Source organism: Mycobacterium sp. (genome assembly GCF_040509115.1).
Taxonomy (GTDB): Bacteria; Actinomycetota; Actinomycetes; order Mycobacteriales; family Mycobacteriaceae; genus Mycobacterium.
This window is the reverse complement of record NZ_JBEVLO010000288.1, coordinates 1-15,125: the sequence shown is the minus strand read 5'-3', so window position 1 is coordinate 15,125 and position 15,125 is coordinate 1. Positions and strand designations below refer to the sequence as shown.

Genomic DNA, 15,125 nt, shown 5'->3' with positions numbered 1-15,125 from the left:
GGGTTACCCGATGGACGACGAAGGGATCGGAACCGCTTCCCCGCCGGGAATCCTGTTCTGCCCCGCAGACGACGAACGCAAGCTGCGGCGAATATCCGAAAGACGGGCTCCAGCGGTGGCGTTGGATCTCGAGGACGCCGTGGCACCGGGACGACGGGAACATGCGCGGCGCCTCTTGGCTGAGCTCGGGCCGGGCATCGCCTGCTCCGTCAGAACCTACGTGCGCATCAACGCCTGGGGGAGTCCCGATGTAAAACTCGACATCGAATCCCTGCGCGGCCTTCCCATTGCGGGGGTGCTCGTCGCCAAAGTGGAGAGCGCCGAACAGATCCGGGCGATCGACGAGGCCATGGGCACCGGATCGGACGGGTTCGCAAATCCGGCGATCCTCCCGATGATCGAGACGGCGCGGGGCCTGGTCGACGTCACGGCGATCGCGAATGCCGCACCGGGCCGGATCGAAACCCTGGTCCTGGGCACGGCGGACCTCTCCGCAGACCTCGGGCTGACGCCGTCGTGGGACGCAGTCGAGCTGGCTCCCTATCGGGCAACTGTCGTCGCCGCCACCCGCGCGGCGGGGCTGTCCGGCCCGATCGACGGTCCCGAATTGAACCTGGATCCGGCGACCTTCTCGTCATCGTGCGAGCGGTCGCGGCGGGCAGGGTTCGCCGGTCGGGTCTGCCTGACTCCCGATCAGGCGCACGTTGCCAGCACGGCCTACACACAGTTGATCGCTGCCGAAGTCGACCGGTTGCGCAACCTCGTCGAGGCGTACGAGGCCGCACGGTTCGACGGCCTCGCGGTGGCACGAGTCGGCGACGGTTTCGTCGACGCCCCGGTATATCACCACGCGCGCCGAGCCCTGGACCAGCACTTCACCTACGCCGATCATGACACGCACACGAAAGGGCTGTACTGATGTTCCAAGCCGACAGTGTCGAGTTGACCATTTTGGTGGAGAACTGGGTGGACATGTTGCTACCCGACCATGGCGATCACTGCGTACGTAACGGTCTCATCGAACACTTCGATCCCAAGCGTCTCCCGCCCCAGGCGGAGAACGGTATCAGCATCCTCGTCAGAGCCCATCACGGACGCCACACCACGACCGTGCTCTTCGACGTCGGTCTCACCGGATCGGTTCTTCTGCACAACATTACGGCACTCGGCGTCGATGCGTCGGCGATAGACGCGGTCGTGATCAGCCACGGCCATCCCGACCACTTCGGGGGCATCTCCCCGCTGCTCGAAGCCATCGATCGCCCCATCGCGGTTGCGACCCACGAGGACGCGTTCAAGCCCAGATTCGCCGTGATGGGCGACGGCCGCGTCTCTCAGTTCTACAACCAAACCTTCACCATCGACGAGATCGAGCGACGCAAGGGAAGGACCGTTCTCAACGCCGGCTCGCTGAGTCTCGGATGTGGCATCTACACCACGGGATACATCCCGCGCGACGTTCGGTTCGAGGGGCCGAAGGCGCCAAGTGAGGATCACGCGCCCGGTCTCTACCAGGTTGCGGCCGACGGGAGTTACGGCCTCGACGAGGTGAACGACGAGCAAGGTCTCATCATCGACGTCAAGAACAAGGGTCTGGTCGTACTCACCGGTTGCGCACACGCAGGGGTGCTCAACACCATCGACCAGGCGCGGCGGATCTGCGGAACACGGCCTGTCCTGGCGGTTCTCGGCGGATTCCACCTCGGATTCCCCACCACGCCATCGGACAATGTGGCCCTGACTCTGACCGGCATGCTGGAACGTGACGTGCGGACCATCGTCCCGATGCATTGCAGCGGACTTCCCACCCACGCCAAGTTCTCGATCGAGGCACCGGATCGCTACCTGCAGCCGTCGGTCGGCACCACGTTGAGGTTCTGAGATGGCCGAGACGTCTACGCTGCCCCTCGCGGGTACTCGGGTGGTCGCCATCGAGCAGGCGGTGGCGGCCCCGTTGTGCTCCCGCCATCTCGCTGATCTCGGCGCCGAGGTCATCAAGGTGGAGCGAACCGGATCGGGTGACTTCGCCCGGGACTACGACAGGTTCGCCAAGGGCATGTCGTCGCACTTCGTCTGGCTCAATCGCGGCAAGCGAAGCGTCAGCGTGGACCTCAAGACCACTGCCGGACAGGAGATCTTGCTAACCCTTCTCGATACTGCTGATGTGTTCCTGTCCAATCTGGGACCGGGCGCCGTGGACCGAATCGTCGAAGATGCCGAGCTCGTCCGACGCAACCCGCGGTTGGTGCGTTGCAGTATCAGCGGCTACGGACCCGACGGACCGTACCGGATGAGGAAGGCCTTCGACCTCCTGGTTCAGGGGGAGGCCGGGGTGACCGCCAATACCGGTGAACCCGGCAATCCAGCCAAACCGGGCGTGTCGCTCGCCGACCTCGGCGGCGGCATCTACGCGGCAACCGCGATCCTTGCGGCGTTGCGGAAGCGTGACGTCACGGGTCGCGGCGACAGGGTGGACGTGGCAATGTTCGACGTCCTCGTCGAATGGATGAGTCCGCTGCTGATCGCCTACCGGGAGGCGGGGATCGAGGTGCCCCCTGCCGGGACCCGCCACGCGACGATCACTCCCTACGGGCCGTTCGTGACCGCGGACGGAGCCACCATCAACATCGCCGTGCAGAACGATCGGCAATGGTTGGCGTTGTGTGAATGCCTCGACGCCCGCGAACTGGGTGACGACCTGGGGTTGCTGTCGAACGACGATCGTCTGGCCCGGCGTGGACACGTCGAAGGATCCGTCACGACGGCAGTGGCTCGCTACCCCGAATCCGAGCTGCTCAGGAGGCTCGACGCAGCGGGAGTCCCATGGGGCCGGATGAACGGCATCGCCGAGGTGGCAGCCCATCCTCAGCTCGAAGCGGGGAACCGTTGGATTACCGCGTCTCTTCCGTTGGACCAGCAGGTGCAGGTGGCTGCCCCGCCGTTCCGGTTCGCCAGTCATCCGCAGGTTCTCGGCGACGGCGGCAGGGTTCCGGAGGTGGGGCAGGACACCGCGAGCGTGCTGACCGAACTGGGGTATCCGCCGAACTCGCTCAACGATCTACTTGCCCAGGGTGCCATCCAGATGCCGGTCACGGTGCAAGGGGCTGATCGATGAGTGAGTTTCTGGTCCACATCGACCTGAATCGACCTGCTGGAATGGACGATTCGCAATGGGGTGCTGTGCTGAAACGGGAGGCGCAACACGCCGGCCGCTACCGTGATGACGGGGTCATCGAGCGGATGTGGCGAATTCCGGGTACAACCGCCAATGTCGGAATATGGTCGGCCGACACGGCTACAGAACTGCACGAGCTGCTATCCACCTTGCCGGCCTTTCCTCACATGAAGGTCGTTGTGCAACCGCTCGCGCAGCACTATCTGGAGGCGTGACCGCACCAACGCGCTGACTAGTTTCGCGATCGAACGGCAGGGAGGAGGACCCGATGCCGGTTCGTTCGGAGTCGCTACGAGCCTGGATGGCTGCGGTGACCGACATCTCCCGGTCGGTGAACGCCGCCAAACCTCTTCACGACGTACTCGACGACATTGCCGAATTAGGTTGTAAACTAGTTGGTTTCGACTATTGCGGTGTCATGATCGATGACGGGGCACACCAGGCCATGGAGATCGCGGGTTCCTCGGGTCTGCGCACCAACTACCTCGAACTGGTCCGCAGTGAAGGTTGGCTGGAGATACATCCCACGGATTCCTCCGCGGACCTGCCTGCCACCATGGCGTATCGGGAGGGCCGCACCATCGTCGTGCCAGACGTCTACGAGGCCGACAACGAGCGGCTGCGCCGATTTGCGGCCGCGCAGGGGTATCGCAGTGTGCTCACTGCCCCGCTGCGCGTGGGCACTGACAATGTCGGCATTCTCGCCGGATACTTTGGCCAACCGCATCGCTATCAACCCGAGGAGGTGGAACTGGCCGAGCTGCTCGCCGAGCAGACGGCGAATGCGATCCGTACTCAGCGGCTGCGCGCCGAACAGCAAGCCGTGATCGAGGAACTGTCGACGGCCAACGAGGAACTACGGCGTCGACGGACCGCATTGGAGTGGGCGGACCGCCAGCATCGACGCCTCATGGGTTTGGTCTTGAACGACGTCGGCTTGGACGGGCTGGTGTCGGAGCTGGCCGACATGCTGAGTGCATCCGTCACCGTTCAAGACACGAATCAGGGCGTCTTGGCCCGCGCCAGCGCCGGCGAGTACGCGGCACCACCGAGGCTCGACACACGGGCAACGGTTCAGCAGATGCCCCCCGATCGTTACGAAGCCACCACCGTCGTGGGCCAGGAACGCGAAACCTGGTTGACCCCAGTGGTGTTGAGCGGAAGGTTAGTGGCACGTCTTTGGGTGATCACCGAGTCGGAGTCGCCTGATGCTGGTTGGCGGCGGCTGATCGAGCGGTTCGCCTTGGTGGTGGGTCTCGAAATCCTCAAGCAACGCCATATAGCGGAAGTCCAGGCTCGCTTGAGCGGTGATCTCATGGTAGATCTGTTGCGCCCCGGCGGCACCGAGCAGCCGCTGGCTTTGGTTCAGCGAGCAGAGGCACTAGGACATGACCTGACCACCGCGCACTGGCTCGCTGTCTTCGCTGCGACGTTTACTTCTACGCTCGATGATGTCGTTCGCTCAATGCGTGGTCTCGTGATGAGCCAGCAGGTATTGGTCGGGGTGTACGCCAACACGTTGGTGATGCTCATTTCGAGTAGGTGCGATCCGCTGCCCATCGTGCGACGGGTCCAGAAACATCTCGACGACCACCATGTTCGTACTGGAACGACCGTCGCCCTGACACCGCGCATCGAGCAGCTCAGTGACTTCGCATCAAGCTACCAAGTCGGGGTTCGCACAGTGCAGCTGCGGGCGTCGACGGGACGGAGTGGATTGATCGACCTGCGACGATCGCCGCTGACCTCCCTCCTGCTCCTGAACAACACGATGCCGGAGCAGCTCCGCCAGTTCGCGGAGGCCTTGATTGGACCGGTGGCATCACACGACGAGCGCCGGAACACAGAACTATTGAGAACCCTTCGAACGTGGATGACGGAAGCGTCCTCGACCGCGCGCACGGCGTCGACCCTGATGGTTCACCCGAACACAGTCGGGTATCGCATCGCGAAGATTCAGACCATCATCGGTCGTGATTTGAGGGCCCCTGACATGGTGCTCGAGCTGCAACTCGCGCTGCACGTATGGGACATCCTCAAGATGGAGTACGCGGAACATGGCGTCAGATAGCGCCGCGGCACCAAGGGTTTCGGGCAATCGGTAGTTCCACACGCCGAGGCCGTTGAGCGACCCGACATAGGGCGTCCAAGCATTCCAACTCAGTCCGCACGCGATGACAAAGAGCTCCACCAATGGATGATCGCGCGTGCCGTCCCGCACGCGCGCCGACTGGGAGGCGTGGGGTTGCCAAGCCCGGCGGCTGCACTGTACGGTACAGTGCACACTCGATCGCACCAATGCGTTGTCAAGTGATCGCCCGCAGGAGGGGGACGGCAGATCGATTCCAGAGCAACCACATCTCGAACCAAATGCGTTGCGCCCGAACTGACTTGCGAGTCCGACATCCGTTTCGTTCCCCGCCGGGCCCCCAAACCGACGGGGCCCCAATCCGACGGGCGGTGATCAATCAACATCGCGCACATGTGAGCGCCGCATGTCCGCCAGAACCGTGAATGCAGCGGTCTGAAGATCGCAAGAGGACGGATTGACCCCATGACGCAAAATCATCATTCTCCGTGGCTGCGCACCTGGCTCGCGCACTGGGTTCGTCCGCATGGGGTGCACCAAGACCCCGTGCGGGGTCGCGAGGTGTATCAACGATCGACAATGGGCGCGCTTCTAGATGGCATCTACGACGGCGACGTGACCATTGACGAGGTACTGTCGCACGGCGACTTCGGGCTGGGCACGTTCAACCGCCTCGACGGTGAGATGGTCGTCCTCGATGGCGTGTGCTACCACCTCCACTCCGACGGCAGCGTCAACCGCGCCGACGGCCAGGACCGGACTCCGTTCGCGGCGGTGACCTGGTTTCACACGGACCAAGCCTTCGACATCGACGGGCCCACCGACCGCAACGGCCTCATCGCCGCCATCGACGCCAGGATCGAAAGCACCAATCTCATCTACGCGATCCGAATTACCGGGCGGTTCAGCGTGGTTCACACACGAACCGTCACCAGACAAGACCCGCCCTACGTCGGGATGGCGGAAGCGACGAAGAATCAGCGCGAGACCGTCCTCGACGACACCGAAGGTGTCATGGCGGGTTTTCGCATGCCCGACTACGAGCAGGGCGTCACCGTCGCCGGGTACCACCTGCACTACCTCGGCCACGATTGCACGCGCGGTGGACACGTGCTCGACTTCGAGATGACCCGCGCGCGCATCGAGATCAGCATGCGGCCGGATCTGCACCTGAGCCTGCCCACCACGCCGCAATTCCTGCACGCGCATCTCGACCGCGGTGACGTGGACGCCGACGTCAGCCGGGTAGAGGGCGGCTGAATGGCCGTGCTCCCGTCGACGATGCCTCTCGGCCGCCGACCACGACGGGCTACATCGTCGGCGAATGCGACACCTCCTCGGGCACGTGCACATCGTGCCTCGTATTCACCCTCGACGGCGCGCAGACGCCGTCCACAACGAAGGAGAACATCCAATGGCGTTCGAGGACAACACCAAACCGTTGACTACCGCGGCGGGTGCGCCGGTGGTCGACAATCAGAACAGCATGAGCGCCGGGCAGCGCGGTCCGTTGCTGCTGCAAGACCTGTGGCTCATCGAGAAGCTCGCGCACTTCGACCGTGAGGTCATCCCCGAGCGGCGCATGCACGCCAAGGGTGCCGGCGCCTTCGGCACCTTCCGAGTGACCGGGGACATCTCCGAGTACACCAACGCGGCGATCTTCGCCAAGGTCGGCAACAGTTGCGAGATGTTCGCCCGGTACTCGACCGTCGCCGGTGAACGCGGCGCAGCCGACGCCGAACGGGACATCCGTGGGTTTGCGTTGCGGTTCTACACGGCGGAGGGCAACTGGGACGTGGTGGGCAACAACACGCCGGTCTTCTTCCACCGGGATCCGTTGAAGTTCCCCGACCTCAACCGCGCGGTCAAGCGGGATCCGCGCACCAATCTTCGCAATCCGGAGAACAATTGGGGCTTCTGGACGGGGCTACCAGAAGCCCTGCACCAGGTCACCTACGTCATGGGCGACCGGGGCATCCCCAAGTCCTACCGGCACATGCACGGATTCGGTTCCCACACCTTCAGTCTGATCAACGCCGCCGGCGAGCGGCACTGGGTGAAGTTCCACTTCCGCACCCAGCAGGGCATCGAGAACCTCACCGACCAGCAGGCCCAGGCCGTCATCGGGGAGGACCGCGAGTCCCATGGTCGCGACCTGTTCGATGCGATCGAACGCCGAGAGTTCCCGCGGTGGAAGTTGTTCATCCAGGTGATGCCCGAGAACGACGCGGCGACCTACCGCTTTCACCCGTTCGACCTGACCAAGGTGTGGAGCCAGCAGGACTACCCGCTGATCGAGGTGGGCGAGTACGAGCTGAACCGCAACCCGGACAACTACTTCGCCGACGTCGAGCAGGCTGCGTTCACCCCCGCCAACCTGGTGCCGGGCATCTCCTACAGCCCCGACAAGATGCTGCAGGGCCGGTTGTTCTCCTACGGCGACGCCGCCCGGTACCGGGTGGGGGTCAACCACCATCAGATCCCGGTCAATTACCCCCGGGCTGCCACGCTAGTGAACACCTACCACCGTGATGGCACGATGCGCGTCGACGGCAATCAAGGTGGCGTCCCGGGTGTGGAGCCCAATACCTTCGGCCGGTGGGCCGACCAACCCGCCTACGCCGATCCGCCCCAGTCGATCGGAAACACCGCTGAGCACTTCGACTTCCGTGCCGACGACGACAACTACTTCGAGCAGCCCGGGAACCTCTTCCGTCTCATGGGCGGTGACGAGCAGCAACGCCTGTTCGAGAACACTGCCCGCTCAATCAAGGGTGCCCGCGCGGTCACCGTGGAAAGGCACATCGAGAACTGCACCCGGGCCGACCCCGCCTACGGCGAAGGCGTGCGCAAGGCATGCGAGGCAGTAGGCGCGCTGTAGGCGCGTGATGACGACGTCGGCGTCCCATCCGCGACGTTGTCGCGCGAAGCCGACCAGCACCGCGGCTGAGCTACCGGCGCCAGTCGTTAGCGCCCGTCAGCCGACTCGAGGTGCTCGAAGCCCAAGCCGCAACGCTGCCCATCCTGGCCCGCGGAGATGAGCGCCGTGGACGATTCGCATTCAGCATTCGAAGACCTGCTGCGCGTGCACGCCTCGGTGATCGACGGCATCGTGGTGTTATCGGTCTCGGGCGAACTCGACGCGTCGACCGCACCCTGGTTGGCCGACGAGATCACGCGCTGCATCGCCGGCCCGCTCGCGGGGCTGATCGTGGACCTCTCCAACGTGAACTTCATGGCCTCGGCGGGCATGTCCGTTCTGTTGGAGGGCGACTCGACCGCGAAGATCGTCTCGAAATGGTTTGGTGTCGTCGCCAACAGCCGGGTCACGACGAGACCAATCGAGTTGCTTGGCCTCGATCAGATACTGAACACCTACTCCACCCTCGACGCTGCCCGATCGGACATCGCCACACGGACGTGACCTCCTCCCGGTGGAGTCTTGCTGGCAACGCCAACCGTTGCGAACGCGTGGGACGGTCACACCGGTTCTAGACCCTCGCACCACACAGTCTCGTAATCGGCGCCACTGCGGGCGACCGTGGATGCTCCGTGGCCGGCGAAGTGGGCTGGGAACATGGCCGCACCGAGCCGGGACGCTCTGGCGAGGACGGCGCTGCGGCTGGCGCGGGCCTGACTGGCGTCCACGTCGAAGGCGCAGCAGTCATCGGGTCGGCTGAGCTGCAGCGGCGTGTGCACGAGGTCGCCGACGAAGACTGCCCCAGAACCGGTTTCGAGCCATGCCACTGACGATCCGGGCGTGTGGCCGGGTGCCGGTTCGAGTCGCACGGTGCCGTCGACGAGGTGCCCGCCGTGCCAGGTCTGTAGTTGGCCTGCCTCGGCGATCGGGGCGATGCTGTCGGCGAAGACGAGCCGGATGCCCGCGAACCGCGCTCTCTCGTCGTCGGTGCGTGGTGGCCGCATCCGTTCGGCGTTCTCCGGGTGGAAGTAGTCGTAGTCGACTTCAGGCACCAGATAGGTCGCGTTCGGGAACGTCGGCACCCACGACCCATCCTCGAGCGTGGTGTTCCATCCCACGTGGTCGTAATGGATGTGGGTGTTGACGACGACGTCCACGTCGGCCGGCTGGACGCCGATGTCACCGAGGCGGCGTAGATAGTCGGTGCGCAGGTGATCGAGGGCCGGCGCTTGCGGTCGGTCTCGGTCGTTGCCGACGCCGGTGTCGATCAGGATGACGCGCCCCGCTGATCTGAGCACCCAGGTCTGAATCGCCGCGCGATAGGCGCGCGTCGCCGGTGTCCAGTGGTGTGGGGCCAGGTCGTCGGTCCACAGCTGAGCCGGGGTGTCGGGAAACATCTCGTCGACGGTCTTGATCGGCCCCACCCATTCCAGGACGCGGTCGACCTCCACCGAACCGATGTGGATGCTCATCGTGTTCTCCCATCGCTGGAGTGGTCGAGCAATGCCAACGGCCGCACCGGAGACCCGGTGGCGCCCAGAATGTTCAACGGCGCGCACACGAAGGCGAAATCGAGGTGACCGCAGATGGATTCGAGATTCATCACCTCGATCAGGTTAATGCCGTGTTCGGCGAGCAGGATACGATGCACGGGTAACCGACTGTGCCCATATTCGGGCGTGATCCGTTCCAGGGCAACGGTGTCGGCGCCCACCACCGAGACGCGGCGTTTGGCCAGCCAATCACCGGCGGAGGCATCGAGGCCCGGCACCCCGGTTTTCCGTCCGATGTAGGCGCGCTCGTCGGGCCACAGCTGAGCCCATCCCGTCCGCACCAACACCGTGTCACCGGCTTCGATGGGGACCTCGACCATGTCGAGGTCCTCGGCGGTCACGGCGTCAACAGGTGCAAGTCGGTCGACGCCACGCAGTGCGGGCACGTCGACCAGGACGGCTCGGCGTACGGCGAGCGGGAACTCCTCGATTCCTCCGGCGGCGTAACGGCCGTCGATGACGTCGACGGGGCGACCTCCAAAGATGCGGCCGTCGACGGCGACGTGGCACAGAGCGTCCACGTGGGTTCCGACATGGCCACCGAAGGCGAACTTCTCGTTGGCCCCTGTCATGCCGTCGGCGCGCAGGGCGTCGCCGTGTCGCGTCACCAGTGCAGATTGGAAGCCCGGATGCGACGGCGACGAAGGCGCACCGTTGAACAGTGGTTGGCCGAGGTCTACAACGTGGACGGGGTGTTCGGCGAGGTAGTCGAGGAGTCGCACGTCAGTGCGCCTCGTCCAGGGAGCTGGCCCGTGTCTCGGGAAGCGTGAGAACGGTGGCAGCGGTGATCAGCAGCACGACCACGACGTACCCGTCGAAGGCGGAGCGGCCAAGATGGGCGCTGACCCACCCGAGGAGGTAGGGAGCGGTCCCGCCGAACAGCGCGACGGTGATCGAGTACGGGATGGCCATGCCGCTGGACCGGATTCCGGTGGGGAACAGTTCGGCGTAGACCGCGGGCAGGATCGACACGCCAGCGGCGAGCGGCACCATCGCGATGATCAAGGCGAGGAACAGCTGCCATGCCGTGTCCTGCAGCAATCCTTGCAGCGGGAATTGAACGGCGGCGCTTCCCAGCACGCTGATCAGCAGTACGGGCTTGCGACCGATCCGATCCGACAGGGCGCCCCATAGCGGCATGGTGGCCATGAAAACCCCAGCCGCGCAGATGGCCGCGGTGAGCGCCGCCGTAGAGCCGATGTGGAGCGTCGTGATGGCGTAGGAGGGGGCCGCGACGACCCACGTGTAATAGACCACGGTGAAGCCGATGCTCAGTCCGACGACCTGCCCGACCTGTCGACGATGACCATAAATGGTCGTCAACATGCTTGGTGCCGTGCTGCTTTCGGGGCTGGAACGAAAGACGTCGGGTTCCTCCATGACCCGCCGCATGTAGGCGGTGATCAGACCGAAGGCGCCGCCGAGCAGGAACGGCACCCGCCAACCCCATTCGTGCATCGCGGTAGTGGACAGCTGTGAGGTCAGCAAGAGGCCCAACGCGATGCCGGTGGTGTTCCCCAGCACGCTGGAGACGTAGATCAGGCTGGACCAGCGTCCGCGTCGGTCTGGTGGCGCAATCTCCGAGAGATAGGTCTGAGCGGCGGGAAGCTCTCCGCCGCAGGCCATTCCCTGAACGAGCCGGGTGACGAGCAGCAAGATCGGCGCCCACAGACCGATCGTGTGGTACGAGGGCGTCAGTCCCAGGACGAAGCTCGCCGCGGCCATGCATCCGACGGCAAGCATCATCGCGAAGCGCCGTCCACGCCGGTCGGCGAGGACACCAAACAGAATGCCACCCAACGGGCGGGCGCCGAACCCGACGGCGAACACCGCGAGGCTGGCCAGCACCGCGGTCGTGGGATCGGCGGCGTCGAAGAACTGGTCGGCGAAGAACGGTGCGAAGACCGCGTAGACGCCCCAGTCGTACCACTCGATGGCGTGGCCCAGCCCGATCGCCGCAAGGTGACGTTTGGGCGTCGCCGTGTGGCCGGGATGCTGGTCGCGGGTGTTGGTGACGGTCACGGTACTTCTCGCTTCGGCGTAGATGGGGAGGTGTGCAGACGGCGGATGGCAATGGACGCGAGCAGTGCCGCGCCGTCGACGAGCACACCGTCGTCGAACAGCGCGTGGGGGCTGTGGTTGTAGGCGGCAGTGTCGGCGTGCAAGCCGGCTGGCATGGCGCCAAGACTGATGAAGCAACCAGGAACGTGGGCCAGCACTCGGGAGAAGTCCTCCGAGCCGTTCTCCGGTTCGGCGGACCGCGTGACGCGACGGTCGCCGAACAATTCGGTGGCGACGTCCAAGGCGAGATCGGTTTCGGTGGGGTCGTTGATGGTCGCGGGGCGAAGGGGGACGAAGTCGATTTCGACGCGCACACCGTGCGCGTCGGCGATGCCCTGAAGCACACGACGCGCGAGGTATTGCACGCGAACTTGGGCTGCGGCGGAGAACGTTCGAATGTTGGCGACGAACCGGGTTGATTCGGGAATGACGTTGGGCCGCTGGCCCGCCTCGACCACACCGACGGTGACCACGGCGGGGTCGTGCGGGTCGACGTCGCGGCCGGCCGAGCGTTGCAGGGCAAGGATCATCTCCGCGGCAGCCGGCACGGGATCGCGGGCCAGGTGAGGTGCCGACGCATGGCCGCCGGCCCCCCGCACTCGAACGGTGAGCTCGGCCGACGCCGACAGAACGGCACCGGAGCGGGTGCGGATCTGACCTGCGGGCTGGTTGGAGAAGACGTGGAGGGCATACGCCGCGGCGACGGGCGTCCCCGCCGCGGCGAGCACGCCCTCGTCGAGCATCGCTTGTGCGCCTTCCCATCCTTCCTCCCCGGGCTGGAACATCAACACGACGTCACCATCGAGCTCGTCGCGGCGTGCGCACAGCAGCTCGGCCGTTCCGACCAGCATCGCTGAGTGCAGATCGTGACCGCACCCGTGCATCGCATTGGGCACCTCGGAGGCGTAGGGAACATCGGTGGCTTCGTGCACCGGCAACGCATCCATGTCGGCGCGCAACAACACCGCATGACGGGACGTCGTGCCGCGGATGACGGCGGTGATCGACGACAGCGACGTGCCGGTGGAGATCTCCAGCGGCAGGTGTCTCAGCGCATTCAGGAGCTGAGCTTGAGTCTCGGGGAGCACCAGGCCAATTTCTGGGCGCCGGTGCAGGTCTCGGCGCAGCGCGGTCAACCGGTCGGCGAGAGCGCTTCGTTCTGGCGTTTGCAGCATGCCGATCAGGTTGCCGAAAGGAACCCCAGTGCGGCCGACAACGGTACTTTTGTGATACTCACAGGGGTTTTAGACTGAATTCGTGCATCCCGCGCCCCTCGACGAGCTCGACCTTCGTCTGGTGAACGCCCTGCAGATTGCTCCTCGGGTGAGCTGGTCTGAGGCGGGCCGCATTCTCGGGGTAGGGCCGCAGGTGCTGGCGGCGCGGTGGGAACGACTGGTCGCCGGCGGTGCCGCCTGGGTCACCGTCCACCCCGGCGGCACCTATCGACATCAAGTGACGGCGTTGGTGGAAGTCGACTGTCGACCCGGCGCCCAACGCGATGTCGTGGGGCAACTGTGCGCGGACCCGCGCGTGGTGACCGTGGAGGAGTCCACCCAGGGATACGACCTGCTGCTGACGGTGATGACCGCGGACATGCCGCACATGAGCCAGTTCGTCGTCAACGAGCTCGGCGAGATGTCCGGGGTCGCCAGCAGACGTACCTACCTGGCGACCGCGGTCCACCGCGACGGCAGCAGCTGGCGGCTCGACGCCCTCGACAACTCTCAGGTTCGGGAGTTGGAGAACGTCGCACGGCGATCTCATTCCTCGACGGTGACCACCCCACCTCCCAACGCGTGGCCCATCATCCGGGAACTCAGCAGCGACGGCAGACGGACCGCCGCCGACATCGCGACCCGCATCGGGCGCAATCCGGCGACGGTGCGTCGGCAACTGCCCCGTCTGCTGGCCTCGGGAACGCTCTCCATTCGATGCGAGGTGGCCCAGAGCGCTGCGCGCCGCCCCATCAGCTGCACGTGGCGGGCCAGGGTTCGGCCCGCCGACCGAACGCGGACGGTCGCTGCCCTCCACACCTTGCCGAACCTGCGGTTGTGCATGTCCACCACGGGTGAGGCCAACCTGCTCATCACGGCGTGGGCGGTGGACTTGGCGCGCGTGCTCGAAATCGAACAAGACCTGGGGGACAAGCTGCCGTGGTTGGCGCTGCGTGACAGTGGCATCAACCTTCGGACCGCCAAGCGAGTGGGTTGGCTCCTCGACGAGAACGGTTACGCCACCGGCAAGTTGATCACTCCGTCGGCGCTGCAACCCACTCCTTAGACCACGCCCCCGTCACACCTGGGTAGCCTGTGCGATGCCCGTCTCGAGGGCCAACAGACCAAAAGTAGGCTCAACTCTTCGCGCTGGCGCGCCAGGGAACAAGCTATAGGAAGGACAGGTCGGCGCCTTCGCTGGCGGGCAGTACGGTTTCGGCGTACAGGCGCCGCCAGCCCCGCTGCGGCAAGGGCGCGGGGGTGAATGCGGCTAGGCGGCGCGCCAACTCGGCTTCGTCGACGAGCAGGTCGATGCGCCGTGCCGGGACGTCGAGCCGGATGAGATCCCCGTTTTGTACCGCGGCGAGGGGACCGCCCGCCGCCGCTTCAGGATCGCAGTGCAGCACTACGGTGCCGTACGAGGTGCCGCTCATCCGCCCGTCGGACACCCGGACCATGTCGCGCACACCCTCCCGTGCGAGCTTCGCCGGTATCGGCAGCGCACCCGCTTCGGGCATGCCGGCGGCGATCGGGCCGGCCATCCGCAGCACCAGCACATGGTCGGGGGTGAGGTCGAGGTCCGGATCGTCGAGAATCGCGGAGATGTCGTCGCCGGCGTCCACGACGAACGCAGGCCCGGTGTGCTGCAACAGTTCCGGCGTCGCGGCCGAAGTCTTTATCACCGCACCGGCGGGGGCGAGCGAGCCGGTTAGCACCGCGAGCGCCCCTGGCGCGCCGAGCGGGTCGTCCAGGGTCCGGACCACCGGGCGCGTGCCAGCGTGTGGTCCCACCTCCGCGAGCAGCTCAGCCATCGGCCTTCCAGTGACACCGACCGTCGACGTGTCCAGGTGTCGTCGCAGTTCCTTCAGTAGCACCGGCAGCCCGCCCGCGCCGTGGAAGTCCTCCATGTAGTTGGCGCCCGACGGCTTGCAGTCCACGAGCAGCGGGACTTTCGCGCCGATCGTGTCGAAGTCTTCGAGCGCCAGATCGACGCCCGCGCGCCGGGCCACCGCGATCAGGTGCACAAGCGCATTCGTGGAACCACCGAGCGCGGCAAGGACTTTGATCGCGTTCTCGAACGCGGCGCGGGTGAGGATCTCGCGCGGTGTCGGTG

14 protein-coding genes are annotated in these 15,125 nt (G+C 65.4%); 9 read left to right on the top strand and 5 right to left on the bottom strand.

The window, feature by feature from the left end; genetic code table 11:
- Positions 1-10: 10 nt before the first annotated feature.
- The 8 genes from ABW137_RS19950 (at position 11) to ABW137_RS19915 (ending at position 8,688) form a co-directional block, all read left to right on the top strand.
- Positions 11-919: an HpcH/HpaI aldolase/citrate lyase family protein gene (locus ABW137_RS19950; RefSeq protein WP_526403138.1), complete on the top strand. Its 909-nt coding sequence runs from the start codon at positions 11-13 to the stop codon at positions 917-919.
- Positions 919-1,881 (top strand): MBL fold metallo-hydrolase, encoded by a 963-nt coding sequence (locus ABW137_RS19945; protein ID WP_526403136.1) that lies wholly within the window; start codon positions 919-921, stop codon positions 1,879-1,881. The genes ABW137_RS19950 and ABW137_RS19945 overlap by 1 nt, the downstream gene beginning before the upstream one ends.
- Before the next feature lies 1 nt (position 1,882).
- The gene (locus ABW137_RS19940; protein WP_526403134.1) at positions 1,883-3,115 is read left to right on the top strand and encodes a CaiB/BaiF CoA transferase family protein; all 1,233 of its coding nucleotides are present in this window, start codon (positions 1,883-1,885) and stop codon (positions 3,113-3,115) included.
- Positions 3,112-3,390, top strand: coding sequence for a muconolactone Delta-isomerase (locus ABW137_RS19935; RefSeq protein WP_526403132.1), 279 nt, complete (start codon positions 3,112-3,114; stop codon positions 3,388-3,390). Before ABW137_RS19940 ends, ABW137_RS19935 begins: the two co-directional genes overlap by 4 nt.
- Before the next feature lie 53 nt (positions 3,391-3,443).
- On the top strand, positions 3,444-5,246 hold the full coding sequence (locus ABW137_RS19930) for a helix-turn-helix domain-containing protein (RefSeq protein ID WP_526403130.1): 1,803 nt from the start codon (positions 3,444-3,446) through the stop codon (positions 5,244-5,246).
- 483 nt (positions 5,247-5,729) lie between these two features.
- Positions 5,730-6,524 carry an acetolactate decarboxylase gene (gene budA / locus ABW137_RS19925; protein WP_526403128.1) on the top strand — a complete coding sequence of 265 codons (795 nt, stop codon included), beginning with the start codon at positions 5,730-5,732 and terminating at the stop codon, positions 6,522-6,524.
- Between the two features lie 154 nt (positions 6,525-6,678).
- Entirely contained in the window at positions 6,679-8,145 is a 1,467-nt protein-coding gene (locus ABW137_RS19920; RefSeq protein ID WP_526403127.1) for a catalase, read from the top strand.
- A gap of 165 nt (positions 8,146-8,310) precedes the next feature.
- Positions 8,311-8,688, top strand: coding sequence for an STAS domain-containing protein (locus tag ABW137_RS19915; RefSeq protein ID WP_526403125.1), 378 nt, complete (start codon positions 8,311-8,313; stop codon positions 8,686-8,688).
- A 56-nt stretch (positions 8,689-8,744) separates the two neighbouring features.
- Here the strand turns inward: ABW137_RS19915 and ABW137_RS19910 are convergent, their stop codons facing one another.
- Genes ABW137_RS19910 through ABW137_RS19895 form a run of 4 tightly spaced genes read right to left on the bottom strand, consistent with a single transcriptional unit; the run spans position 8,745 to position 12,973 of the window.
- Entirely contained in the window at positions 8,745-9,656 is a 912-nt protein-coding gene (locus ABW137_RS19910) for an MBL fold metallo-hydrolase (RefSeq protein WP_526403123.1), read from the bottom strand.
- Positions 9,653-10,459 (bottom strand): cyclase family protein, encoded by an 807-nt coding sequence (locus tag ABW137_RS19905; RefSeq protein ID WP_526403121.1) that lies wholly within the window; start codon positions 10,457-10,459, stop codon positions 9,653-9,655. The genes ABW137_RS19910 and ABW137_RS19905 overlap by 4 nt, the downstream gene beginning before the upstream one ends.
- A gap of 1 nt (position 10,460) precedes the next feature.
- Positions 10,461-11,759 (bottom strand): MFS transporter, encoded by a 1,299-nt coding sequence (locus ABW137_RS19900; protein ID WP_526403119.1) that lies wholly within the window; start codon positions 11,757-11,759, stop codon positions 10,461-10,463.
- Complete coding sequence (locus ABW137_RS19895; protein WP_526403117.1) at positions 11,756-12,973, bottom strand: M20 metallopeptidase family protein; 1,218 nt, start codon at positions 12,971-12,973, stop codon at positions 11,756-11,758. Before ABW137_RS19895 ends, ABW137_RS19900 begins: the two co-directional genes overlap by 4 nt.
- An 82-nt stretch (positions 12,974-13,055) precedes the next feature.
- Here ABW137_RS19895 and ABW137_RS19890 point away from each other — a divergent pair, with 82 nt between their 5' ends.
- Positions 13,056-14,078 (top strand): Lrp/AsnC family transcriptional regulator, encoded by a 1,023-nt coding sequence (locus ABW137_RS19890; RefSeq protein ID WP_526403115.1) that lies wholly within the window; start codon positions 13,056-13,058, stop codon positions 14,076-14,078.
- Between the two features lie 103 nt (positions 14,079-14,181).
- On the opposite strand, the gene ABW137_RS19885 is transcribed toward ABW137_RS19890, so the two are convergent.
- The coding region (locus tag ABW137_RS19885; protein WP_526403113.1) for a dihydroxy-acid dehydratase domain-containing protein at positions 14,182-15,125 on the bottom strand (944 nt) is incomplete at its 5' end.

Coding starts and splice junctions, on each gene's coding strand:
- ABW137_RS19950 (WP_526403138.1), top strand. CDS start 11: ATGGACGACGAAGGGATCGGAACCGCTTCCCCGCCGGGAATCCTGTTC.
- ABW137_RS19945 (WP_526403136.1), top strand. CDS start 919: ATGTTCCAAGCCGACAGTGTCGAGTTGACCATTTTGGTGGAGAACTGG.
- ABW137_RS19940 (WP_526403134.1), top strand. CDS start 1,883: ATGGCCGAGACGTCTACGCTGCCCCTCGCGGGTACTCGGGTGGTCGCC.
- ABW137_RS19935 (WP_526403132.1), top strand. CDS start 3,112: ATGAGTGAGTTTCTGGTCCACATCGACCTGAATCGACCTGCTGGAATG.
- ABW137_RS19930 (WP_526403130.1), top strand. CDS start 3,444: ATGCCGGTTCGTTCGGAGTCGCTACGAGCCTGGATGGCTGCGGTGACC.
- budA (WP_526403128.1), top strand. CDS start 5,730: ATGACGCAAAATCATCATTCTCCGTGGCTGCGCACCTGGCTCGCGCAC.
- ABW137_RS19920 (WP_526403127.1), top strand. CDS start 6,679: ATGGCGTTCGAGGACAACACCAAACCGTTGACTACCGCGGCGGGTGCG.
- ABW137_RS19910 (WP_526403123.1), bottom strand. CDS start 9,656: ATGAGCATCCACATCGGTTCGGTGGAGGTCGACCGCGTCCTGGAATGG.
- ABW137_RS19895 (WP_526403117.1), bottom strand. CDS start 12,973: ATGCTGCAAACGCCAGAACGAAGCGCTCTCGCCGACCGGTTGACCGCG.